Here is a 22,108-nt window from a genome sequence, read left to right on the forward strand (position 1 = left end):
TTCAGCCGCCGTGGGTGGTGTCGCTCTGGTAGTCGGTGTAGGTGTACGGGTTGTCCAAGATCTTCGTCTCGGGCACGTCCGGGTTCATCCCCTTCGCCCACGCCTCCTCCCCCAGCTGCCCGCGCAGGTATCCGACCGTCTCCTCGACCCGCCGCCGGACCGCGGGGAGGTCGACGCCGACCAGCCGGCCGTCGCGTTTGACGGCGCGGCCGTTCACCAGCACCGTGTGGACGTCGCCGCGCTGGGCCTGGAACACCACGTGGCCGTAGGGGTTCAGCAGCGGGAACGACACCGGTGAGTGGTCGTTCTTCAGCAGCACCACGTCGGCCTTCTTGCCGACCTCGAGAGAGCCGATGTCCGTGCGCCCGAGCGCGGCCGCGCCGCCGCGGGTGGCCCACTCCACGACCTGCTCCGCGCGCAGGGCCGCGTGCGTCACCGTTTCGCCCTTGGCGTGCGCTTCCAGGTGCTCGCGGGAGCGGTCGGCGCCCAGCGTGGTGCGCATCGCCGTGAACAGGTCGCCGCTCCACCAGACCGAGGTGTCCATCGACAGCGACACCGGGATCCCGTACTGGCGCAGCGCCCAGGTGGACGGGTAGCCCTGGCCCGCGCTCTGCTCGCTTTCGGTCGACACTGACGCCGACCCGCCGGTGGCCGCGATCCGGTGGTAGCTGTCGGGCGACAACGACGCGCTGTGGACGTAGATGGTGTCCGGGGTCATGAAGCCGTGGTCGTGCATCAGGCGGATGCCGTCGTCGCCGGTCGCGCCCCACACGCCGGCGTGCGTGGTCACCGGCACGCCCAGCTCGCGGGCCACCTCGAACGCCGGCTTCTCCGGGAACGCCGGGTCGCCGGTGACGTCGAAGGCGAGCTGGAAGCCCAGGTCGCCGCCGGTGCGGCGGGAGACGAAATCGCGGAATTCGGGCGTGGCCGTCCAGTTCGCCGGGGCGTCCTGGATGTTGCCGTAGGCCAGCACGAACCGGCCGGGGACGGCTTCGAGCGCGTCGGCCGCGGCGTCGGCGTGGTCGGTCGTCCGCAGGCCGTGGGACCAGTCGACGGTGGTCGTGACGCCGGCTTCGAGCGCTTCCCACGCGCCGAGCAGGTTGCCCGCGTAGATGTCCTCGGGGCGGAACACCTTGCCCCATTCGAGGTAGTACCAGACGAAGTACTGGGTCAGCGTCCAGTCGGCGCCGTAACCGCGCATGGCGGTCTGCCACAGGTGGCGGTGGGTGTCGATCATGCCCGGCAGGACGATCCCGCCGGTCGCGTCGATCTCCTCGGTGCCCGCGGGGACTTCCAGGGCAGGACCGATCGCGGCGATCTCGTCGCCGGTGACCAGGACGTCGGCCGCGGGCAGGACGCGGTGGGCGTCGTCGAGGGTCAGCACCGTGCCACCCCGCAGGACGATCGATCCAGACATGGCTGCCTCCGGTTGCGTACACTCGTCCGCTCTGCGGACACTGAAGGGGTGACGTCACCTTTGCCCAGTGCCGGGCCGGTGTCAATCCCCGCCGCTACGCTGCGGGCAGGACTGGGAGAGGGAGGTCGTGCATGCCACGCGAGGGAACGGGTCCCGACTTCATCGAAGCGCTGGCGCGCGGGCTCGAGGTGATCACGGCGTTCGGGCCGCACCGGCCGGAGATGACGCTGGCCGAGGTGGCCGGCGCCGCCGGGCTGGCCCGCCCGACCGCGCGCCGTATCCTGCTCACCCTGGAGGAGCTCGGGTACGTCCGCGCGGGCGGGCGCGGCTACGCGCTGACGCCGCGCGTGCTCGACCTCGGCGTCGCCTACGTGCGGTCGATGGGCCTGTGGGACGTCGCCCGCCCGCACCTGGAACGCCTGGTCGAGCGCACGAACGAGTCGTGCTCGATCGCCCAGCTCGACGGCTCCGACATCGTCTACGTCGCCCGGGTCGCGGTGCCGAAGATCGTCGCGCTGGCCGTCCAGATCGGCACCCGCTTCCCCGCCCTGCCGACGTCGCTGGGCAAGGTCCAGCTCGCCGCACTGAGCCCGGAGGAGCTGGAGGCGGTGCTGGCCCAGCCGACCCGCTCCGGGCTGGTCCCGCGCTGGCAGCCCGGCCGCGCCGAGCGCGACGCCGAGCTGCGCGAGGTCCGCGCCCGCGGCTGGGCCCTCACCGACGAGCAGCTCGCCCTCGGCATCCGGTCGGTGGCCGCGCCGCTGCGGGACGGCTCCGGGCGGGTGATCGCCGGGGTCAACGTCAACTGCCACGCCGCCGAGACGCCGGTGGAGCGGCTGCTGGAGCACCACCTGCCGCTGCTGCTGCAGACCGCCGGGGAGATCAGCGCCGACTTCGCCCGGCTCGACGACGTCCCGCACGTGACCGTGCCGGCGGTGTCTTGACCGTGGCCGCGCGCAGCGGCAAACTGCGGACACACGTCCGTTGGACGGACAGGAAGTGAGGAACCGGGTGGACACCAGCGCTACCGGCCCGCTGACCGGGCTGCTGGTCGCGGACTTCTCCCGGGTGCTCGCCGGCCCCTACGCCACGATGCTGCTGGCGGACCTGGGCGCCGAAGTCGTCAAGGTCGAGGGCCCGCAGGGCGATGAGACGCGTACGTGGATGCCGCCGGTGCGCGGCGACGTCTCGACCTACTACCTCGGCGTGAACCGCGGGAAGCGGTCGATCGCGCTCGACCTGCGTGACGAGGCCGACGCGGCCGTCGCCCGGGAGCTGGCGGCGCGGGCGGACGTGGTGATCGAGAACTTCAAGCCCGGCGGCCTGGCCAAGTACGGCCTGGCCTTCGACGACGTCCGGGCCGCGAACCCCGGTGTCGTCTACGCCTCCATCAGCGGCTTCGGCTCGGGCGAGGGCCGGCACGTCCCCGGCTACGACCTGATGGTGCAGGCGATCTCGGGCCTGATGAGCCTGACCGGCGACCCGGACGGCCCGCCGTACCGGGCCGGGATCTCGGTGTTCGACGTGATGGCGGGCAACCACGCGGTGATCGGCATCCTCGCCGCGCTGCGCCACCGCGACGCGACCGGCGAGGGCCAGCACGTCGAGGTCAACCTGCTGTCCTCGGCGCTGACCGGGCTGGTCAACCACAGCTCGGCCTACGCCGCCGGCGGCGTGGTCCCCTACCGGATGGGCAACGCCCACCCGAGCGTCTTCCCCTACGAGCCGCTGCCGACCGCGGATGCCGACCTGATCGTCGCCGCGGCCAACGACGGGCAGTTCCGCCGGCTGTGCGAAGTGCTGGACCTGCCGGACGTCCCGGACGACCCGCGGTTCGCCCGCAACGCCGACCGGACGAAGAACCGCGAAGAGCTGAGGCCGATCCTGGTCGAGCGGCTGGCGAAGAAAAGCGCGGTGGAGTGGTTCGACGCGCTGACGAAGGTCGGTGTCCCGTGTGGACCGATCAACACCATCGACGGCGGGTTCGCGATGGCCGAACGCTTCGGGCTCGACCCGGTCGTCGAAGTCGGCGAGGGCGCGCGCGCCGTGCCGACGACCCGGCACCCGATCCGGTTCTCCGCCACCCCGGCCGCCTACCGGCTGCCGCCGCCGGAGCTCGACGAACACGGCGCCGAACTGCGCGCCTGGCTGACGGAGACCCCGCATGACTGACCGCGTCTACGAAACCGCGCTGGGATCGTCCACGAAGGACAAGATCACCCTGCTCGGCCAGGACCTCGCCGAGGACGTCATGGGCAAGGTCGGGTTCGGCGAGCTGGCGTTCTGGCTGGCGACGCAGCGGCGTCCGTCCACCGGGGAAACCCGGGTCTTCGAAGCGGTGCTGGCGGCGCTGGCCGACCACGGCTTCACCCCGACGGCGATCGTCACGCGCCTCACGTACCTGTCCGCGCCGGACTCCGTGCAGGGCGCGCTCGCCGCCGGGCTGCTCGGCGGCGGGTCGCGCTTCCTCGGCGTCACCGAGGACTGCGGCCGGTTCCTGCACGACGTCCTCGCCACCGCCGGGACACCCGCGGACGAGGCTGGCTGGGACGCCCTCGCCCTGAAGACCGTCGAAAAGGCCCGCGCGGAGAAGAAGTTCGTCCCCGGGCTCGGGCACCACGTCCACAAGGACGGCGACCCCCGCACCCGCCGGCTGTTCCGGATCGCCGACGAGGAAGGCCTGCGCGGCCCGCACCTGGAGCTGTTCGCCGCCATCGGGCGCGTCCACCCCCAGGTGCTCGGGAAGACGTTGCCGCTCAACGGCGCCGGCGTCTGCGGCGCCGCGCTCGCCGACCTCGGCCTGCCGCTGGAGCTGCTGCGCGGGTTCGCGCTGCTGGCCCGCACGGCCGGGCTGGTCGGGCAGCTGGCCGAGGAGCTGCGCCACCCGGTCGCCAACGACGTCTTCCTGTCGGTCGACCTGAACAACCGGCCGGTCCCGCCGGACCCGCAACGCTGAGAGGAACGCCGATGCAGCTCGTCACCGAGGACAACATCACCGAGCTCGCCGCGCAGCGGTGGTCGAGCGCGCACGACCCGCGCACGGCGCAGGTCATGGCCGCCCTCGTCCGGCACCTGCACGCCTTCGCCCGCGAGGTCCGGCTGACCGAACCGGAGTGGATGGCCGCGATGCGGTGGCTGACCGAGACCGGGCAGATCAGCGACGACAAGCGCGAAGAGTTCATCCTCGCCTCCGACGTGCTCGGCCTGAGCATGCTGGTGGTGCAGATGAACCACGCCTTCGATCCCCAGGCGACCCCGGCCACCGTGCTCGGCCCGTTCCACATCGAGGGCTCGCCGGAGAAGGACTTCGGCGGCGACATGTCCGACGGCCTGCCCGGCACGCCGCTCTACCTCACCGGAACCGTCCGCGGCCTCGACGGCGCCCCGGTCGGCGGCGCGATCCTCGACGTCTGGCAGGCCGACGAAGACGGCGCCTACGAGTCGCAGATCCCCGGCATCGACGAGGCCCGGCTGCGTGCCAAGTACGCCACCCGCCCGGACGGGTCCTACTGCCTTCGCACGATCGCGCCGAAGGGCTATTCGATCCCGATGGACGGCCCGGTCGGGGCGCTCATCGGCGGCACCGACATCAGCCACTTCCGGCCCGCCCACGTGCACTTCCTGATCAACGCCGCCGGCTACGAGCCGCTGATCACGCACCTGTTCCAGGAGGGCGCCGAGTACCTCGACAGCGACGTCGTGTTCGGCACCAAGCAGGAACTGGTCGTGGCCTTCGAACCCCGCGACCCGGGCCCGACCCCGGACGGCGGCGAATCGGCCGAGCCGTGGCTCGAGGCCCGGTACGACTTCGTCCTGCAGCCCGTCTGACCCCCGTGCGCGCGGCGGAGATCCGGGCGGCGGGCGCTCCCCCGGTGGTGACCGACCGGCCGGCGCCCGAACCCGGGCCGGGCGAGGTCGCGGTGAGCGTCACCGCCGCGCCGGTCAGCCCGCTGGACCTGCTGTGCGCGTCCGGCACGTCCTACTTCGGGCTGCCGGAACTGCCGTACGTGCCCGGCGTGCAGGGGGTCGGCGTGCTCACCCGGCCGACGCCGACCGAGCCGGCCGGGACGCCGGTCTGGTTCGCCACGACCGCGGGCATGCGGCCCGGCGACGGCAGCATGGCCGAGCACGCCGTCGTCGCGCCCGCCGACCTGGTGGTCCTGCCGGCCGGGGCGGACCACGCGCTGGTCGCGGCGCTCGGGCTGTCGGCGGTCGCGGCGTGGATGTGCTTGACGTGGAAGGGAAACCTCGTCCCCGGCGAGACCGTGCTGGTGCTCGGCGCCGGCGGGGTCGTCGGCCAGTCGGCCGTGCAGCTGGCGCGGCTGGCCGGAGCCGGGCACGTCGTCGCGTGCGCGCGGTCGGACGCCGCGCTGGAGCGGGCCCGGCGGCTCGGCGCGGACACCGTCGTGCGGCCGCCGGCCGGCGATGACGTCGATTCCTTCGCGCGGCAGCTGGGCGACGTCCCGGTCGACCTCGTGCTCGATCCGGTGGGCGGCCTCCCGGCCGCGGCCGCGCTGCGCGTCCTGCGCCCGGGCGGGCGGCTGGTGAACCTCGGCAGCGCGGCCGGCGATGAATTCGCGGTGTCCTCGGCGGTGCTGCGCAGCCGGTCGCTGCACATCCACGGCTACACCAACAACGAGCTCGACGCCGGCCGGCGCCGCGAAGCGCTGCTGACGGTCGTGGGGCACGCGATCGCCGGTGACCTCACCGTCGACCACGAGCGCGTCCCGCTGGCCGAAGCCGGCACCGCGTGGACGCGCCCGGGCCGGATCGTGCTCGTGCCCTAGCGGGCGTAGCCGTTGGCGACCAGCCGCTTGCCGATCAGCTCGAAGACCGCCGGGTCCTCCGGCGCGACCGTGGCCAGGCCGTCGACGTACCGGTTGAACATGCAGAACGCCGCCGCGATCAGGACCGTGTCGTGCAGCTCGACGTCGGTCGCGCCTTCCGCGCGGGCGGCGGCGACCAGGTCTTCGGTGACCGCGCGGCCCGTCTCGCGCACGGCGAGCGCGATCCGCAGCAGGGCCTTGAGCTTGGCCGACACCGGGGCGTCGTCGATCCCGGCGCAGGTGGCGTCCACGACGGCCCGGCCGCCGTCGATGGTCTGGGCCGCGACCGCGCCGTGGCTGCCGGTGCAGAACCGGCACTCGTTGCCCTGGGACACGACCGTCGCGATCAGCTCGCGCTCCCCGACGGTGAGGGTGCTGGGGCCGCGCAGCAGGACCTCGCCCAGCGCACCCAGCGGCACCGCGGTCTCCGGCCGGTAGGCGAAGAGCGCCGAGATCCCCGGCAGCTGCGGGTCGAGCGGGATGTGCGGCATCGGGGTCCTCCTCGCGGGGGCGAACGATCTCCCCGTGAGTCTTTCGGCCGAGGGCGGCCCGGCCAACCTCCACTTTGCTGAACCGGGCCGCCGCCGGAAGGATCAGCCGAGGGTGAAGTCGTCGGCGTAGAGGGCACTTTGGCCGTACCAGCCGTGGACGTACACCGTCACCGCGCCGGACGCGCCGGTGGTGAACGGCACCGACAGCTGGGTCCAGCCGCTGCTGGAGGTCCACGTCGACGCGGTCGCCCCGCCGCGGACGCCGACGTAGGCGTAGCTGCCCTGCACCCACGCCTTGAGCGTGTAGGCGTGGTTCGGGGCCAGGGTCACGTTCTGCGCCGCCTCGCCGGTGGCCGAAGCCGTGGGCACCACCTGCAGCGCGTGGGTGCCCGTGTGGGCCGGGGACGCCACGATCGCGTCACCCGCGGCGCTCCACGGGCTCAGCGCGCCGGTCTCGAACCCGCCGTTGACGACTCCGCCCGCGGGCGGGGTGCCCTTGACGGTGAGGGTGAACGTGGTGCTGTGGCTCGCCGACGGCGAGGTGCCGGTGACGGTCAGCGGGTAGGCCCCGGGTACCGCCGCGGAGGTGGTGCTCACCGACAGCGTCGCGCTGCCGCCCGCGGTGACCGAGCCCGGGCTGACCGACGCCGTGACGCCGGCGGGCGCGCCGGTGACCGAGAGCGTCACCTGCTGGGCCGAGCCGGAGGTGACGGCGGTGCCGACGGTCGCGGTGGCCGAGCCGCCCGGGTCGACCGACGCCGAGGCCGGGTTCGCGGTGAGGGAGAAGTCGTTGCCCGGCACGGTGGTGCCGCCGGTGAACGGCTCGAAGGCGTGGCTGAAGAACCACGTGTCCTGGGCGATGCCGGAGCAGTTGTCCGCGGCCGCGCCGCCGGGGCAGCCGCCGTTGTCGCGCTGCAGCGCCCAGAACGACAGCTCGTTGATGCCCTTGGCGACCGCCCAGTTGTAGACGGTGGCGGCGTCGGCGGTGGTGAACGTCTCGGCCGGGCCGAAGTCGTCGACGCCGATCATCTCGGTGATGCCGACCATCCCCCACAGCTGCGCCTGCGTCTTGCCCGGGTACAGCCCGCCGAGCTGGCTCACCAGGCCGGTGGCCGAGGTCTGGGTGTCGGTGGCCATCTCGTGGGCGGCGTTGTCGTAGTAGTCGAAGGTCATCATGTTCACCACGTCGACGCGGGTGCCGTTGGACACGGCGTTGCGCAGCACCGCCAGGCCGCTGTCGGCGAGGCCGCGGGTGGTGGTGGGGAGGGTGTAGGAGATCTGCAGCGACCGCCCGGACGCCGCGGCCCAGTCCTGGACCTTCCTGATGGCCTTGTTGCGGCGGTCGATCCCGGCGGAGTTGGTCAGCGAGTTGTCCTCGATGTCCATGTCGAGGCGCGGGACGTCGTAGGTGGTGATCACCGACTCGTAGGCCGCCGCGATGGAGTCCACACTGGTGCAGCTGTCGGCGATCTCGGTGCCGGTGTTGTCGGCGGTGTAGCCGCCGAAGGAGGGGATGACGTCGCCGCCGCGGGAGCGGATCGTGGCGATGTCGGCGCCGAAGACGCCGGTCGAGATGGGCATCCCGGTGTCACCGTTCCAGTACACGGTGCAGGACCCCTTGGTGGCGGCCTGGATGAACGCCATCGTGAGGTGCTTGGCGCCCGACTGCTGCGCCAGCGCCGCGGGGCTTTCGCCGGTCCAGGCCTCGAAGTAGGGCGCGAAGACGTGCGCGGGCAGCGGTGTGGCGGCTTGGGCGGTGCCGGCGGCGGTGACCAGGGAGCCGGCCGAGATCGCCGTCAAGGCAAGGAAAACGGACATTCGGGAGAAAGATCTGCGTCGACGCATCTGCGCTCCAAAGCCGGGTGGAGCCGTGCCGCGGCGTAACACGGCGAGAACGTCTTCAGGATTGGATCAGACCAATCTGTACGTCAAGGTCTAGACCACTAAACCGGCCGGATGGCCGCAGCGGTTGCACACCGCGCATTCCGCGGCCGATGACCGCCAGTGAGCAACGATCGGATACAAAAACGTGCCAACTCCTGCGATCTGCCGGTAGCGTGCGCGTCCATGCGGGTGAAATGGGGGAACATTGGACAGCACAGAGTGACCAAGCCGTGGCGCGCGGCCCCCAAGGCCGCCCTCTCCAGCCCGCTCACCCTGATCGTGGCGGCCGTGACCGCGCTGCTGGCCTGCTTCCTCGGCACCGCCGCGGTCCTGCAGGCCTCCGCCGCCGGCGGCGCGGCCGTCGCCTACCAGACCGGGATCACCTGCCCCGACAGCTACGGACCGGTGTTCGGCAAGGGCAACATCCCCGTCTCGGACATCCCGGCCCTGACCGGCGCGGTCCAGCGGCACGCACCCGCGCACGGCTTCGGCACCCCGGTCGTCGGCCAGTACACGAACGTGCTGACCGGCACGCAGTTCAACGGCGACCCGCACTACAAGGTCCGCCTCGCCTACCGCGACCAGGCCGGCCTCGACAACCTCACGCTCCAGCAGGGCACCCGCGCGCCCGGCCTGTGGCTGGGCAACGTCGTCGCCGACGCCGAACACATCGGCATCGGCACGAAACCCAGCATCCAGGGCATCGCCCTGCCGCCGGTCACCGGCATCTACCGCGACCTGCTCGACCCGCCGCCGCGGTGGTGGTGCTCGCAGCAGTCCGGCGCCGTCGTCGACCGGCTCGCCAACGACCCCATCGACTCGATCGTCTTCGCCACCGACCGCACGACCTTCGACACCGCCGTCGCGGCGATCGGCCTGCCGAAGATGCAGTACTTCCACATCTCCTTCTACGAACCGCCGCCCGCCACCCTCAGCGCGGCCGAAGACCTGCTGCAGCGCTCCCGGGACCTCATCGCCGACGTCCGCGCCGACCTCACCGCCCAAGGCCTCGGCAGCCTCGTCGCCGCCGACGTCCCCACCTTCGACCGCTCGGTGCAGATCGCCCGCCAGGCCCAGGACAACGTGTTCGTCTCGATCCTGCCGCTCGCGCTGATCAGCGTCCTGGTCGGCTGCGCCGGGCTCGGCACCGTCGCCCTGCAGTGGTACCAGCGCCGGCACGCACAGCTGCGGCTGCTGTCGGCCCGCGGCAGCGGACCCGGCGCCCTCGGCGGCCTCGCCGTCGCCGAACTCGGCCTGCCGATCCTGCTCGGCGGCACCCTCGGCGCCCTCGCCGCCCGCCTGCTGCTGGGCGTCTACGGCCCACCCGGCGCACCCGACCCCGAGGCCGAGCTGAACGCGGGCCTCGTCGCCGCCGGCGTGCTCGTGGTGTCCCTCGTGCTGCTGGCCCTCGTCGTCGCCGTGCGCGCCCACCGGGAGTTCGAACTGGGCCGCGTCCGCCGCGGCGGCAACCGGATGCGGCTGCTCGGCTACTTCCCCTGGGAGCTCGCCACCGCCGGCCTGGCCTGGCTCGGCTGGACCCGCCTGGCCCACTACAGCACCGGCTCACGCCTCGGAAATCCATTACCCCAGGTGGACCCGCTGGCCCTGACCTACCCGGTGTTCGTCGTCCTGACCGTCGGGCTGCTCACCGCCCGGCTGGCCTGGCTCGCCCTCCACGCCTCCCACCGCGCCCGCTTCTGGTCACGCCCGGCCCTGCAGCTGGCCATCCGCCGCCTCGCCGGCGCCCGCGCCCCGGTCACCGGCGTGCTCGTCATCGGCACCCTCGCCATCGGCACGCTGGCCACCGGCATCGGCATCGCGAACGGCCAAGAGCAGGCCCTCGAGACCAAATCGGCCATCTTCGTCGGCAGCACCGCCCGCCTCGACACCGACAGCCCGATCGGCATGGGCACCGTCAAGATGCCCGCCCCACTCGCCGGCACCAGCACCGTGGTCGGCGAACTGACCGGCACCGGCAGCGTCGTGCTCGTCGTCGACCCCGAAACCTTCACCCGCGGCGCCGCCACCGCCGACGTCCCCACCGACGACCTCGCCGGCCTCCTGCGCCAGATCGCCCAACCGGACCCGCGCGGCACGCCCGTGCTGCGCATCGGCCACACCGCCAAACAGACCGCGCAGCTGCCGAACGGCCTGCGCGACGCCGTCACCGTCGCCGACCTGCCGGTGTTCCCCATGATCGGCACCTCCCCCGGCTACGTCGTCTCCCGCACCGCCCTCGACCACGACCAGCTCGACGGCGTCCCCAAGTGGAGCGTTCTGACCACCACGCCGCTGGCCGACGCCACCGCCGCCCTGCGCGCCGCCGGCGTCTTCATCCCCAACCGGATCAGCCGCGAAACCGCACTCGACGGCCTGCCGTTCTTCGTCGTGTCCTGGACCTTCTCCTTCGTCGCCCTGCTCGGCGCCGTCCTCGGCGTCGTGGCCATCCTCGCCCTCCTCGTCGCCGTCGAAGTCCGCCGACGGCAGAACGCCCTCGCCGGCGCCCTCGTCCTGCGGATGGGCCTGCGCCCGCGCGCCCTGCTCGCCAGCCACCTCATGGAACTCGGCGCCCTGAGCGGCCTCGCGATCGTCGTCGGCGTGGTCTGCGGAGTCTCCGTCGCCGGCCTGTCCGTGCCCCGCTTCGACCCCGCGACCTTCCTCGCACCCCGCTCCGAACTACCCGACCCCCTGCCCTTCGTCCTCACCGTGCTGCTCGTCGGCGTCCTGGTCGTGGGCCTCGCCGGCTGGATCGCGATGCGCTCGGTGCGCACCGCCCGGACCGCGGAGCTGATCCGTGCCTGACAAACCGATCTTCACTCTGCGCGGCATCGGCGTCGACTACCCCACCCCCGCCGGCGTCGTCACCGGCGTCGACGACGTCAGCTTCGACGTCCCTGCCCGCGGCATGACCGTCTTCGCCGGCCCGTCCGGCTCCGGCAAATCCACCCTGCTGCGCGTGCTCGGCCTGTTCGAACAACCCGCCCGCGGCACCCTCACCTTCCAGGGCGCCGACGTCCACCGGCTCAAGCACCGCGAACGGCGCGCCCTGCGCCGCCACCACCTCGGCCTGGTGTTCCAGAACCCGGCCGACAACCTGCTCGGCTACCTTTCGGTGGCCGACAACCTGCGCGCCGCGGCCGAAGCCGCCGGCACCGACTGCCGCCCCGACGACATCCTCGGCCAGCTCGGGCTGCACGGCACCGGCGACTGGAAGATCTCCGCCCTCTCGGGCGGACAGCAGCAACGGCTGGCGTTCGGGTGCGTCCTCGCCGCCCGCTCGACGGTCATCCTCGCCGACGAACCCACCTCCCAGCTCGACGAAGCGTCGGCCGACCTCGTCCTCGACACCCTGCAGTACCTGGTGGACCAGGACTTCGCCGTCCTGGTCGCCTCGCACGACGACCGCCTCATCGACCTCGGCGCCCGCGTCGCCCGGCTCCACAAGGGCACGCTCGAACGCGTCGAAGAACGGGAGCCCCTACCGTGACCGTCGTGGAAGCCGTCGGCCTGCGCCGCAGCTTCGCCCACCCCAGCGGCGACATCGAAGTGCTGCGCGGCCTCGAACTGCGCGTCGGCGCCGGCGAGCTCGTCACCGTCTCCGGCCGCTCCGGCTCCGGCAAAAGCGCGCTCCTGGCGCTGCTCTGCGGGTTCGACTCCCCCGACTCCGGCTGCGTCCTGCTCGACGGCGTCCCGATCAGCGGCGCCCCGCCGTGGCACACCTGCGCCGTCCTGCCCCAGGCACTCGGGCTGGCCACCGAGCTCACCATCGCCGAAAACGTCGCCCTGCCGCTGCGCCTGCGCTCCGACGTCCCCCGCCCGTCCCGCGCGGCGATCCACGACCGCGTCACCGAACTGCTGGACGAACTCGGCATCGGCGACCTCGGCGACCGCTACCCCCTGGAAGTCTCCTTCGGGCAGCAGCAACGCGTCGCCCTCGCCCGCGCCGTCGCCGGCCGCCCCCGCGTTCTGCTCACCGACGAACCCACCGCCCACCTCGACGCCGGCAGCACCCCCCGCGTACTGCGGCTGCTGCGCCGCTGCGCCGAAGAAGGCGCGGCGGTGATCGTCGCGACCCACGACGACGAGGTCCACCGCATCGCCGACCGCCGCGTCCGCCTCCTCGACGGCGTGCTCACCGCCCTGCTCGACTGACCACCCCAACCGATCAGGAATCGAGAAGCGCTGGTCACCGGCCCGGCCATAGCGTTGTCGCCGTACCGCAGACCACGACTTCAGGAGCACCACGATGAGCACCCAGGGGATCAAGACCGTCCTGCACCCCGTCACCGACCTCGCCGCCGCCAAGGCCGTCTACACCGCCCTGCTCGGCACCGAACCGCAGGCCGACGCGCCCTACTACGTCGGCTACGACGCCGAAGGCCAGCACATCGGCCTCGTCCCCAACGGCGCCCAGCAGGGCATGACCGGCCCCGTGACCTACTGGCACGTCGACGACATCGCCGCGAAACTCGCCGAAGTGACCGCCGCGGGCGCCAAGGTCAAGGACGAGCCGAAGGACGTCGGCAACGGCCGCCTGGTCGCGACCTTCACCGACACCGACGGCAACGTCCTCGGCCTCCTGCAGGACGCCTAGTCCAGCGCGGTCGCCCGGCTGACCTCTTCCCAGGCCGCCAGGTCCGCCGCCAACGCCCGGTGCTGGGCCCGGATCGCCTCCACGGCGTCCGCGCCCAGCGCCAGGTGCAACGGCGCGTTCTCGTCACCCAACGCCCGCACGATCGCCGCGGCCGCCTTCGCCGGATCACCCGGCTGCGTGCCGTCCATGTTCTCCACCGCGGCCCGCGTCCCCGACGTCGACACGGCGTAGGCGTCGATCGTGCGCGAGCGGTGCATGCGCCCACCCCCGAACTCCGTCCGGAACGCACCCGGCTCCACGATCAGCACCCGCACCCCGAACGGCGCCACCTCCGCGGCGAGCGCCTCGGAAATCCCTTCCAGCGCGTACTTCGCCGCACAATAGGCCCCAAACCCCGGCGGCGCCACCTGCCCGCCCATCGAACTGATCTGCACGACCGTCCCGCTGCCCTGCGCCCGCAGGTGCGGCAACACCGCCTTCGTCACCGCGACCGCGCCGAAGAACATCACCTCCAGCAACGCCCGCAGCTCCGCCAGCGTCAGCTCCTCCACGGCACCGACCGAACCGTTGCCCGCGTTGTTCACCACGACATCGATCCGGCCGAACTCCGCCAGCGCCGTCCGCACCGCCGCCTCGACCTGCCCCGCGTCGGTCACGTCCAGCGCCGCGGTCCGGACCCGGTCACCGCCCCGCTCCCGCAATCCGTCCAGGGTCTCCGGCCGCCGCGCCGTCGCCAGCACCCGGTCACCCGCCGCCAGCGCCGCCAGCGCGATCTCCCGGCCGAACCCGGCCGAGCAGCCGGTGATCAGCCACACGCGGCCGTCGGTGTTCGTCATCTTCGCGTTCCTCCCAGTGGATTCCTGCCTCCCATCCTGGGGACGATCACCACCGCACCGCCAACACCGATCCCCTGCCACGGCTACAGTCGGAGCCTGTGACCCCCGAGCTCCGGCACCTGCGCTACTTCGTCGCCGTCGCCGACGAAACCAGCTTCACCCGCGCCGCCGCCGGCCTCCACATCGCCCAGCAGTCACTGTCCCAGCAGATCACCGTCCTCGAACGCGGCCTCGGCACCCGCCTGTTCGACCGCGACGCCCGCGGCACCCGCCTCACCGCCGTCGGACAGCTCTTCCTCCCCGAAGCCCGCGCGGTCCTCGCCCGCGCCGACGAAGCCGTCGCCACCCTCGGCCGCGCGCTGCGCGGCGAAATCGGCAGCATCCGCCTCGCGTTCCTCACCACCACCGCCAACTACCTGCTGCCCCCGATCCTGCGCACGGTCCGCGAACGCTACCCCGACCTCGAGGTGACGACCGCCGAAGCCTCGATCGCCGAACTCGTCGACGGCCTCCGCGACGCCCGCTTCGACCTCGCCTTCACCCGCCCGCCGCTGGTCGACGGCCTCGCCACGCGCACCCTGCTCACCGAAGAGGTCTGTGCCGTCCTCCCCGCCGACCACCCGCTCGCCACCCGCCCGTCCCTGAAACTGGCCGACCTCGCGGCCGAACCCTGGGTGCTCACCCCGCGCACCAGCTGGGAACCCTGGCACCGCAGCTACGACGACGACTTCGCCGCCGCCGGCTTCACCCCGCGGGTCGTCCAGCGCGCCGCCACCGTGCAAGGCCTGCTCGGCCTCGTCGCCGCCGGCGTCGGGGTCACCCGGCTGACCCGCTCCTCCCACAGCCTGCGCCGCAGCGGCGTCGCGTTCGTCCCCCTCGAGAACGACATCGCCCGCACCGAACTCGTCTGGCTGCCCGGCAACGACAACCCCGCCATCCCGGTGCTCACCGCCCTCGCCGCCGAACTCGCCGCGACCACCGACCTCACCGAAGCCGGCTGACGCCGAAACGTCCCGTTGTCACCCAAAGTTGATCGGCAAGCCCATTTCGTTGACCAACATGATCACCTTTTCTCGTTGACGCCCAACCGGCAACGCTCATAGCGTGTTCGATGCCAACACACAATTGCCTCCCCCCGGCGAAATCGGTTTCAGCAAAGGAGCCACCGGATGACCCCGCCCCCAGTCCACCCCCCTTCGCTGGACGACGGCGGATCCGCGCTCTTCCGCTGGGTCGACGAAATGCGCGAGAACTCCCCGGTCATCGCGGACGAAGACGACGTCTGGCACGTATTCCGCCACGCCGACGTACGCCGCGTATTCACCGATCACCAAACCTTCTCCTCCGACCCCGGAATCCTGCTGCCCGACACCGCCGAAGCCGTGCGCGGCAATATGGCCGCCGTCGACCCCCCGGTGCACCACCGCCTCCGGAAACTGGTCAGCAAAGCGTTCACCCCGAAAGTCGTCGCCGACCTCGAACCACGGATCAGGACCGCCACCGACACCCTGATCACCGCGATGGCCGACCGCGACGACCCCGACCTCATCCGCGACCTCGCCTACGCCCTCCCCGTCGTCGTCATCGGCGACCTCATCGGCATCCCACCCGAAGACCGGACCCTCTACCGCGGCTGGGCCGACACCCTGCTCGCCGGCGGCGCACCCCGCGAAGACGGCACCTCCCTGACCGAAGTCATGGAGGACTACCTCGCCGACCTGCTCTCCCAACGCCGCCGCCACCCCGGAACCGACCTCTTCAGCGGCCTCGCCCACGCCGAAGTCGACGGCGAACGGCTCGCCGACCACGAAGTCCTCAACTTCGCCTCACTCCTGCTCGCCGCCGGCCACATCACCACCACCATGATGCTCGGCAACACCGTCCTCGCCCTGCACGACTTCCCCGACGCTGCCGCCGCGGTCCGCCGCGACCACACCCTCATCCCCAGCCTGCTCGAAGAAGTCACCCGCCACCGCCCGCCGATCATGCGGCTCCTGCGCATCACCACCACCGACACCGACCTCGGCGGCGTCACCATCCCCGCCAAGTCGATGGTCACCCCCTGGGTCCTCGGCGCCAACCGCGACCCCCGCCACCACACCCGCGCCACCGAGTTCGACCCCCGCCCCCGCAAGGAAACCCACCTCGCCTTCGGCGGTGGCGTCCACTTCTGCCTCGGCGCCCCGCTCGCCCGCCTCGAAGGCCGCATCGTCTTCGAACAGCTCCTCGACCGCTTCGCCGACATCCGCGTCCGCGACGGCGTCCAGGTCGGCTACCCCTCACCGATGATCTTCGGCGTCCGCGAACTCCCGGTCGAACTCGTCCCCCGCCGGCCCATCGCCCGCACAGCGTGATCGGCAACGCACCGCCGGCCGGACCACCCCATCCGTAGAATCGACGACGATGCGACGTCTCAAGTGGTACTGGGGGGCCCTGGTCCTCGCGTGCGTGGCCCTGCTGGCCGGCTTCTTCGTCTTCTTCGGCTCCGAAAGCCAACCGGGGCGCCCCCAGCCCCGCCAGGGCCCACCCGGCACCGGCCCCCTCACCGTCGTCGCGATGGGCGACAGCACCGTCTCCGGCGAAGGCGCCGGCCAGTACACCCCCGCCACCAACGGCCAGGGCGGCAACTGGTGCCACCGCTCCCCCAACGCCTTCGTCGACAAGATCGCCGTCCCCGGCATCACCGCCCACGTCAACCTCGGCTGCTCCGGCGCACCCGCCGAACAGGTCGCGCTCGGCGACGTCAAGCAGTGGACGGAACCCTCGCAGGCCCAGCAGCTCGCCGCGCTCGTCAAGGACCACCGCGTCGCCGCCGTCGTGATCGCGGTCGGCGCCAACGACGAACCCAAGTTCTCCAACCAGGTCACCGAGTGCTTCAAGGCCTGGTTCGACCCCGGCGGCCCGGCCTGCAGCGAAGCGCTCAAGCAGACCTGGCAGTCCAAAGTGGACGCGATGGTGCCGAAGGTCGTCACCGCCGTCTCCGACGTCAAGAAGGTGCTGGCCGCCGCCGGGTACGTGCCCGCGGACTACCAGCTGATCCTGCAGTCCTACGCCGCCCCCATCGGCCCGGACCTGCCGGAGGACCTGCGCAGCCTCAACGGCTGCCCGTTCCGGGTCGAAGACCTGCGCTGGATCTCCCAGACCGGCATCGGCGTCCTGTCGGCCGGCCTCAAGGCGGCCGCCCAGCAGACGGGCGCCCGGTTCCTCGACCTCGCCAAGGCCGGCGTCAAGCACGAAGCGTGCAGCGGCGGCGCGAACCCGGCGACGGAGTGGTTCACCCGCCTGACGCTCCAGCTGGCGGACCTCGGCCAGGCGGACCGGGCGGGGCACGCGCTGCAGGAGTCGTTCCACCCCAACGCGGCGGGCCACACGGCGATCGCGAACTGCATCACGGAGTTCATCGCGGCACGCGAAGGCAACGCCTCCTGCCTGGCGGGCGCCGACGGCAAGCTCCACCCGGCCCCGGAGGTCGTGGCCCGCTGAGGCCTTCCCCGTCCCTGCTGTTTGTCAGGTGAGCTAGGCGCTGACCGGCGTCGGTTTCTCAAAACCCGGCACGCGGTATAGGGCGTTATACACTTAAAGATCGAGCGCTGCTCGCAGGGCGATGTCGATGCGTTCCTGGACGTCCTGGTCGATCTCGGCGAGGCGCTCGTCGAACCACGGCCGGTAGAGCCGGGTCAGGTTGAGCGTCGACACCCAGTAGCGGGCGTCGATCGCCACGCCGAGGATGTCCATCGGGTCGCGTTCGAGGAGTTCGGTGCCGAGCAGCCAGGGGCGCTCGGACTCGTTCACCCCGTCCGAGGACAGCAGCACGACGGTGCGCTGCCGGGCCGGTTCGGTCGGGGGGTGGTACGTCCAGACTTCACCCCTGCGCACGCAGATCCCGTTCCGCCGCGCTGCGCTCGGCCTCGTCCGATTCCGCGACGGCCGGTTCCGGCTTCTGCGGGGTGTAGCCCGTGCGAACCGCCTCGCGCCTGGCCGCCTTCGACAGCCAGGACGAGACCGAGATTCCGTGGGCTTTCGCGGCTCGTTCGGCGAATTCCAGCGCGCCGGTGTCCAGCGAAAGGGTCACCTTACGTGTTGCCATACCTTTTACCGTACCAGCGCCCCGGTTCCGACACCAGCGGGGCGCCGGCGTCAGAACGTCGGCGAACGCCCCTCGAACGGCGTGGAGAGCACCACCGTCGTGCGGGTCGACACCTTCGCGGCCTCGCGGATCCGGCGCAGCAGGTCCTCCAGCGCGAGCGGCGACTGGACGCGCACCAGCAGGATGTAGGACTCGTCGCCGGCCACCGAGTAGCAGGACTCGATCTCCTTGATGTGCTGGATCCGCTGCGGGTAGTCGTCCGGCGCGGCCGGGTCGTTCGGCGTCAGCGAGATCAGCGCCGTCAGCGGCAGCCCGATCTGCTCGCCGTCGAGCCGCGCGGTGTAGCCGAGGATGACCCCGCGCTGCTCGAGGCGGCGCACCCGCTGGTGCACCGCCGACACCGACAACCCGACGCGTTCGGCGAGGTCGGTGAAGCTGCGCCGCCCGTCGGCCGCGAGCTCCTGGACGATCGCCTGGTCCAGCGGCTCCAGGCCGCCGGGTGTCATGCGTCCAGCACGACGAGCTCGTGCGGCTGGTTGTTGACGGACTCGACGCCGTCGGCGGTGACGATGACGATGTCCTCGATCCGGGCGCCCCACCGGCCCGGCTGGTAGATGCCCGGCTCGACGCTGAAGGCCATGCCCGGCTCCAGCGGCAGCGCGTTGCCGGCGATGATGTACGGCTCCTCGTGCACGTCCAGGCCGATGCCGTGCCCGGTGCGGTGGATGAAGAACTCGCCGAACCCGGCCTCGGCGATCACGTCCCGCGCGGCGGCGTCGACGGCCTCGGCCGTGACGCCCGGCTTCACCGCGGCCACCGCGGCGGCCTGGGCGCGCTGGAGCACCGCGTAGGTCTCGGCCACGTCGGCGTCGCGCGGCTCCCCCACCGCGTAGGTGCGGGTGGAGTCGGAGTTGTAGCCGGCCGGCAGCGGGCCGCCGACGTCGACGACCACGACGTCGCCCTGCTCGATGACGCGGTCGGAGACGTCGTGGTGCGGGCTGGCGCCGTTCGGGCCGGACCCGACGATCACGAAGTCGGCCTGGGCGTGGCCCTCCTCGACGATGGCCGCGGCGATGTCGGCGCCGACCTCGGCCTCGGTGCGTCCGGGCCGCAGCCACTCGTGGACGCGGGCGTGCACCCGGTCGATGGCCGCGCCGGCGTCCCGCAGCGACGCGATCTCGGCGGCGTCCTTGCGCATCCGCAGTTCGCGCACGACCGGCCCGGCCAGCGTCTGCTCGGCGCTCCCGAGCGCCGAGCGCAGGGCGAGGACGTGCAGGGCCGGGGTGAAGTCGCTGACCGCGACCCGGCCGGGCTTGCCGAGCCGGTCCGCGACGAGCTTGTACGGGTCGTCGCCGTCCACCCAGGTGAGCAGCTCGACGCCGAGCTCGTCGGTCGGGACGTCGGCGTAGCCGGGCGCCTCCAGCTTCGGCACGACGAGCGCGGGCGTGCCGTCGGCCGGCACGACGAGGGTGGTGAGCCGCTCGAACGAGCCGCCGGCCTGACCGAGGAGGTACCGCAGGTCGGACCCGGGCGCGATCAGCAGGGCATCGGTGTCCGCGGCCGCGGCGGCGGAGCGGGCGCGGTCCAGGCGGGCCCGGAGGGCGGCGGCGTCGGGGGCGGGCGTGTGGAGGGAACGGCGCGACATGAGGGCGAGCCTAGTGGGGCGGGCGGGGTGCCCGGTCGGCGTGGGGCCGCGACATGCCGGGCCGGGTGACGCACCACCCTCCCCTCCCCCGCGTGCTCTCCCAACGTGCGTGGCTCGTCCTTCGCCGCCGCCCGGCGTGGCAGGCTGTGCGGGTGACCGGACCACTTGCCCTGCTCGACTCCGCGAGCCTGTACTTCCGTTCGTTCTTCGCCCTGCCCGACTCGATGCGCGCCGCCGACGGGACGCAGGTCAACGCCGTGCGCGGGTTCGCCGACACCATCGCGCGGATCCTCACCGACCGGCGCCCCTCCCGGCTCGTGTGCTGCCTCGACGCCGACTGGCGGCCGCAGTTCCGCACCGACCTGCTGCCCAGCTACAAGGCGCACCGGGTGGCCGAGGAGACCGGCGGCGGCAGCCCCGACGTCGAAGAGGTCCCCGACACGCTCACCCCGCAGGTCCCGATCATCCTCGACCTGCTCGAGGCCTTCGGGTTCGCGACCGCCGAAGCCGCCGGCTACGAAGCCGACGACGTCATCGGCGCGCTGGCCACCAAGGAGAAGCAGGACCCGGTCGAGGTGATCACCGGCGACCGCGACCTCTTCCAGCTGGTCCGCACCGAGCCGACCCCGACGTCGGTCATCTACGTCGGCAAGGGCTGGGCCAAGGCCGAGGTGCTCGGGCCCGCCGAGATCGCCGAGCGCTACAGCCTCCCCCGCGAGACCGCCGGGCCCGCCTACGCCGACATGGCCGCGCTGCGCGGCGACCCCTCCGACGGGCTGCCCGGCGTCGCCGGGATCGGCGAGAAGACCGCGGCGAAGCTCATCACCCAGTTCGGGTCGCTCGACGCGCTCCTGAAGGCTTCGGCCGCCAGTGACAACCGCGTCCCCCTCAAGACGCGGCTGCGGCTGTCCGAAGCCGCGGACTACCTCGCCGTCGCCCCGACCGTGGTCCGGGTCGCCGTCGACGCGCCGGTGGAGCAGTCCCGCCCCGACACCGTGCCCGCCTCCCCCGCCGACCCGGACCGCGTCGCCGAGCTGGCCGAGCGGTGGAACCTCGGCAACTCGGTCGAACGCCTCCTCAAGGCCCTGCCCGGCGTCTAGAAGTACGTGCCGCACCACGGCGCGGCGATCGTGGTGAACAGCTCGTCGGCGCGCGCGGCCGCACCGGGGCGCAGGACCTCGACGCGGCCCGCGTGCGCCAGCGCGGTCGCGGTCCACTGCCCGAGGTAGAGCATGCCGAGGGTGTCGGCGTCGAGGGCCAGGTCCGCGGCCGCGTCCGTGCGGCGGGCGCCGTCCGGGCCGACTTCGTAGTGCCCGGTGTTGCCCGGCAGCATCCGGTCGCGCACCGCCAGCACCACCGGATCCGCCGCGCGGTACGTGCGGGCCGCGAGCGCGGCGGCGACGTCGACCGGCCGCAGCCACAGGTCGTCCTCGACGTCGGCCGTGCGGGCGTGGCGGTGGTCGGCCAGCATCGGGGCCAGCGGCTCGTCGACCGGGCGGTAGCGGGCCCGGATCCCGGAGACGAGGTCGACCGACAGCAGGAACCGCCAGAGCGCCGCGTGTGCGGCCGGGTCCGCGGCGTTGAGCTCACGGATCTTGAGCACCGCGCCTTCGTCCGGCGATTCCGGCGTGCGGGCGTCCACGGTGTCGTACACGACGTACCCGTCGTCCCCGTCCGGTCCACTGTGGACGGCCACGACGTGACTGCCATGCGGGCCCACGAGCCGGTCGTGCGCGATCGGCCACCACAGCGCGGGCCTGCCGATCATCCCGGCCCGGTGCAGCCCGATCCGCCGGTACAGCGCGGGAATCTCGCGCACGGCCTCCTCGGGGGTGAGCAGCCGGACGTCCCCGCTCACCGCCACCCGGTCGTGGAGCCGGGCCGCCGGCCGCGGCAGCCACACGGTCTTGCCGAGCGTGGCCGAGCCGTAGCCGAACCGGCCGTAGATGGTGGGCTCACTGGCGTGCAACGCGGCCAGCGGGATCCCACGCGCGGCGAAGTCCTCCAGCTGCGCGACCATCATCGCGGTGAGCACCCCGCGCCGGGTGCGGTCGGCGCGGACCCCGACGCCGTCGACCGCACCGAGCGCCAGGACACCGCCGCCGGGCACCGCGATCTCGGTGTCGTAGGAACTGGCGATCCCGATCGGGGTGGCACCGTCGAACGCGCCGAACTTGTGCGCCGCGGGCCACGATTCCCCGTACCGGGACCAGTTCTCGTCGCTGACGCGGTTGCTGTGCAGCGAGCGGCCCAGCAGGTCGAACGTGGCGCGGCGCTCGTCCTCGGCCACGGGGCGGACGTCGAAGTCGGTCATGCCGCCGATCCTGCCGC

General features: G+C 72.6%; 22 protein-coding genes. 13 read left to right on the top strand and 9 right to left on the bottom strand.

Annotated elements, in window-relative coordinates:
• Position 1: 1 nt before the first annotated feature.
• On the bottom strand, positions 2-1,417 hold the full coding sequence (locus tag AB0J40_RS24730; RefSeq protein WP_364456901.1) for an amidohydrolase family protein: 1,416 nt from the start codon (positions 1,415-1,417) through the stop codon (positions 2-4).
• A 131-nt stretch (positions 1,418-1,548) separates the two neighbouring features.
• On the opposite strand from AB0J40_RS24730, the gene AB0J40_RS24735 reads away from it, so the two are divergent.
• From AB0J40_RS24735 to AB0J40_RS24755, 5 genes are all read left to right on the top strand, one after another.
• Positions 1,549-2,358 carry an IclR family transcriptional regulator C-terminal domain-containing protein gene (locus AB0J40_RS24735; RefSeq protein ID WP_364456903.1) on the top strand — a complete coding sequence of 270 codons (810 nt, stop codon included), beginning with the start codon at positions 1,549-1,551 and terminating at the stop codon, positions 2,356-2,358.
• A 67-nt stretch (positions 2,359-2,425) separates the two neighbouring features.
• Complete coding sequence (locus AB0J40_RS24740; RefSeq protein WP_364456905.1) at positions 2,426-3,586, top strand: CoA transferase; 1,161 nt, start codon at positions 2,426-2,428, stop codon at positions 3,584-3,586.
• Positions 3,579-4,370, top strand: a complete 792-nt coding sequence (locus AB0J40_RS24745) for a citryl-CoA lyase (RefSeq protein ID WP_364456907.1) — start codon at positions 3,579-3,581, stop codon at positions 4,368-4,370. Before AB0J40_RS24740 ends, AB0J40_RS24745 begins: the two co-directional genes overlap by 8 nt.
• Before the next feature lie 11 nt (positions 4,371-4,381).
• Positions 4,382-5,242 (top strand): dioxygenase, encoded by an 861-nt coding sequence (locus tag AB0J40_RS24750; RefSeq protein WP_364456908.1) that lies wholly within the window; start codon positions 4,382-4,384, stop codon positions 5,240-5,242.
• 5 nt (positions 5,243-5,247) lie between these two features.
• The gene (locus AB0J40_RS24755; RefSeq protein ID WP_364456910.1) at positions 5,248-6,201 is read left to right on the top strand and encodes a zinc-binding alcohol dehydrogenase family protein; all 954 of its coding nucleotides are present in this window, start codon (positions 5,248-5,250) and stop codon (positions 6,199-6,201) included.
• Here AB0J40_RS24755 and AB0J40_RS24760 read toward each other — a convergent pair.
• Positions 6,198-6,731 carry a carboxymuconolactone decarboxylase family protein gene (locus tag AB0J40_RS24760; RefSeq protein WP_364456912.1) on the bottom strand — a complete coding sequence of 178 codons (534 nt, stop codon included), beginning with the start codon at positions 6,729-6,731 and terminating at the stop codon, positions 6,198-6,200. The genes AB0J40_RS24755 and AB0J40_RS24760 overlap by 4 nt on opposite strands.
• Positions 6,732-6,833: 102 nt before the next feature.
• Positions 6,834-8,549: a glycosyl hydrolase family 18 protein gene (locus tag AB0J40_RS24765; RefSeq protein ID WP_364456914.1), complete on the bottom strand. Its 1,716-nt coding sequence runs from the start codon at positions 8,547-8,549 to the stop codon at positions 6,834-6,836.
• Positions 8,550-8,834: 285 nt separating this feature from the next.
• Between AB0J40_RS24765 and AB0J40_RS24770 the strand changes: the two genes are divergently transcribed.
• From AB0J40_RS24770 to AB0J40_RS24785, 4 genes are all read left to right on the top strand, one after another.
• Positions 8,835-11,417, top strand: a complete 2,583-nt coding sequence (locus AB0J40_RS24770) for an ABC transporter permease (protein WP_364456916.1) — start codon at positions 8,835-8,837, stop codon at positions 11,415-11,417.
• On the top strand, positions 11,410-12,102 hold the full coding sequence (locus AB0J40_RS24775; protein WP_364456917.1) for an ATP-binding cassette domain-containing protein: 693 nt from the start codon (positions 11,410-11,412) through the stop codon (positions 12,100-12,102). Before AB0J40_RS24770 ends, AB0J40_RS24775 begins: the two co-directional genes overlap by 8 nt.
• The gene (locus AB0J40_RS24780; RefSeq protein ID WP_364456919.1) at positions 12,099-12,767 is read left to right on the top strand and encodes an ATP-binding cassette domain-containing protein; all 669 of its coding nucleotides are present in this window, start codon (positions 12,099-12,101) and stop codon (positions 12,765-12,767) included. The genes AB0J40_RS24775 and AB0J40_RS24780 overlap by 4 nt, the downstream gene beginning before the upstream one ends.
• A 94-nt stretch (positions 12,768-12,861) precedes the next feature.
• Entirely contained in the window at positions 12,862-13,209 is a 348-nt protein-coding gene (locus AB0J40_RS24785) for a VOC family protein (protein ID WP_364456921.1), read from the top strand.
• Here the strand turns inward: AB0J40_RS24785 and AB0J40_RS24790 are convergent.
• Positions 13,206-14,045: an oxidoreductase gene (locus tag AB0J40_RS24790; protein WP_364456923.1), complete on the bottom strand. Its 840-nt coding sequence runs from the start codon at positions 14,043-14,045 to the stop codon at positions 13,206-13,208. The two genes, AB0J40_RS24785 and AB0J40_RS24790, sit on opposite strands and share 4 nt — an antisense overlap.
• Positions 14,046-14,143: 98 nt before the next feature.
• Between AB0J40_RS24790 and AB0J40_RS24795 the strand changes: the two genes are divergently transcribed.
• The 3 genes from AB0J40_RS24795 to AB0J40_RS24805 all read left to right on the top strand — a co-directional run bounded on the left by AB0J40_RS24795 (position 14,144) and on the right by AB0J40_RS24805 (position 17,528).
• Positions 14,144-15,046 carry a LysR family transcriptional regulator gene (locus AB0J40_RS24795; RefSeq protein ID WP_364456925.1) on the top strand — a complete coding sequence of 301 codons (903 nt, stop codon included), beginning with the start codon at positions 14,144-14,146 and terminating at the stop codon, positions 15,044-15,046.
• A gap of 168 nt (positions 15,047-15,214) precedes the next feature.
• Positions 15,215-16,399 (top strand): cytochrome P450, encoded by a 1,185-nt coding sequence (locus tag AB0J40_RS24800; RefSeq protein ID WP_364456927.1) that lies wholly within the window; start codon positions 15,215-15,217, stop codon positions 16,397-16,399.
• 49 nt (positions 16,400-16,448) lie between these two features.
• Complete coding sequence (locus tag AB0J40_RS24805) at positions 16,449-17,528, top strand: GDSL-type esterase/lipase family protein (RefSeq protein ID WP_364456929.1); 1,080 nt, start codon at positions 16,449-16,451, stop codon at positions 17,526-17,528.
• Positions 17,529-17,621: 93 nt separating this feature from the next.
• On the opposite strand, the gene AB0J40_RS24810 is transcribed toward AB0J40_RS24805, so the two are convergent.
• Genes AB0J40_RS24810 through AB0J40_RS24825 form a run of 4 tightly spaced genes read right to left on the bottom strand, consistent with a single transcriptional unit; the run spans position 17,622 to position 19,777 of the window.
• Complete coding sequence (locus tag AB0J40_RS24810; RefSeq protein ID WP_086682453.1) at positions 17,622-17,921, bottom strand: hypothetical protein; 300 nt, start codon at positions 17,919-17,921, stop codon at positions 17,622-17,624.
• Positions 17,908-18,132, bottom strand: coding sequence for a hypothetical protein (locus AB0J40_RS24815; protein WP_364456931.1), 225 nt, complete (start codon positions 18,130-18,132; stop codon positions 17,908-17,910). The genes AB0J40_RS24810 and AB0J40_RS24815 overlap by 14 nt, the downstream gene beginning before the upstream one ends.
• Before the next feature lie 50 nt (positions 18,133-18,182).
• The gene (locus AB0J40_RS24820; protein ID WP_361102323.1) at positions 18,183-18,638 is read right to left on the bottom strand and encodes an Lrp/AsnC family transcriptional regulator; all 456 of its coding nucleotides are present in this window, start codon (positions 18,636-18,638) and stop codon (positions 18,183-18,185) included.
• Positions 18,635-19,777, bottom strand: a complete 1,143-nt coding sequence (locus AB0J40_RS24825) for a Xaa-Pro peptidase family protein (RefSeq protein WP_364456933.1) — start codon at positions 19,775-19,777, stop codon at positions 18,635-18,637. The genes AB0J40_RS24820 and AB0J40_RS24825 overlap by 4 nt, the downstream gene beginning before the upstream one ends.
• A 152-nt stretch (positions 19,778-19,929) precedes the next feature.
• On the opposite strand from AB0J40_RS24825, the gene AB0J40_RS24830 reads away from it, so the two are divergent.
• Complete coding sequence (locus AB0J40_RS24830; protein WP_364456935.1) at positions 19,930-20,877, top strand: 5'-3' exonuclease; 948 nt, start codon at positions 19,930-19,932, stop codon at positions 20,875-20,877.
• Here the strand turns inward: AB0J40_RS24830 and AB0J40_RS24835 are convergent.
• Entirely contained in the window at positions 20,874-22,091 is a 1,218-nt protein-coding gene (locus tag AB0J40_RS24835; RefSeq protein ID WP_364456937.1) for a GNAT family N-acetyltransferase, read from the bottom strand. The two genes, AB0J40_RS24830 and AB0J40_RS24835, sit on opposite strands and share 4 nt — an antisense overlap.
• Between the last annotated feature and the right edge of the window lie 17 nt (positions 22,092-22,108).

It is taken from the genome of Amycolatopsis sp. NPDC049691 (genome assembly GCF_040675005.1).
Taxonomy (GTDB): domain Bacteria; phylum Actinomycetota; class Actinomycetes; order Mycobacteriales; family Pseudonocardiaceae; genus Amycolatopsis.

Bases quoted from the DNA above. Each gene is read 5' to 3' on its own strand.
- AB0J40_RS24805 (WP_364456929.1), top strand. From the start codon at position 16,449: ATGCGACGTCTCAAGTGGTACTGGGGGGCCCTGGTCCTCGCGTGCGTG.
- AB0J40_RS24745 (WP_364456907.1), top strand. From the start codon at position 3,579: ATGACTGACCGCGTCTACGAAACCGCGCTGGGATCGTCCACGAAGGAC.
- AB0J40_RS24750 (WP_364456908.1), top strand. From the start codon at position 4,382: ATGCAGCTCGTCACCGAGGACAACATCACCGAGCTCGCCGCGCAGCGG.
- AB0J40_RS24835 (WP_364456937.1), bottom strand. From the start codon at position 22,091: ATGACCGACTTCGACGTCCGCCCCGTGGCCGAGGACGAGCGCCGCGCC.
- AB0J40_RS24735 (WP_364456903.1), top strand. From the start codon at position 1,549: ATGCCACGCGAGGGAACGGGTCCCGACTTCATCGAAGCGCTGGCGCGC.
- AB0J40_RS24790 (WP_364456923.1), bottom strand. From the start codon at position 14,045: ATGACGAACACCGACGGCCGCGTGTGGCTGATCACCGGCTGCTCGGCC.
- AB0J40_RS24730 (WP_364456901.1), bottom strand. From the start codon at position 1,417: ATGTCTGGATCGATCGTCCTGCGGGGTGGCACGGTGCTGACCCTCGAC.
- AB0J40_RS24785 (WP_364456921.1), top strand. From the start codon at position 12,862: ATGAGCACCCAGGGGATCAAGACCGTCCTGCACCCCGTCACCGACCTC.
- AB0J40_RS24765 (WP_364456914.1), bottom strand. From the start codon at position 8,549: ATGTCCGTTTTCCTTGCCTTGACGGCGATCTCGGCCGGCTCCCTGGTC.
- AB0J40_RS24815 (WP_364456931.1), bottom strand. From the start codon at position 18,132: ATGGCAACACGTAAGGTGACCCTTTCGCTGGACACCGGCGCGCTGGAA.
- AB0J40_RS24820 (WP_361102323.1), bottom strand. From the start codon at position 18,638: ATGACACCCGGCGGCCTGGAGCCGCTGGACCAGGCGATCGTCCAGGAG.
- AB0J40_RS24800 (WP_364456927.1), top strand. From the start codon at position 15,215: ATGACCCCGCCCCCAGTCCACCCCCCTTCGCTGGACGACGGCGGATCC.
- AB0J40_RS24760 (WP_364456912.1), bottom strand. From the start codon at position 6,731: ATGCCGCACATCCCGCTCGACCCGCAGCTGCCGGGGATCTCGGCGCTC.
- AB0J40_RS24825 (WP_364456933.1), bottom strand. From the start codon at position 19,777: ATGTCGCGCCGTTCCCTCCACACGCCCGCCCCCGACGCCGCCGCCCTC.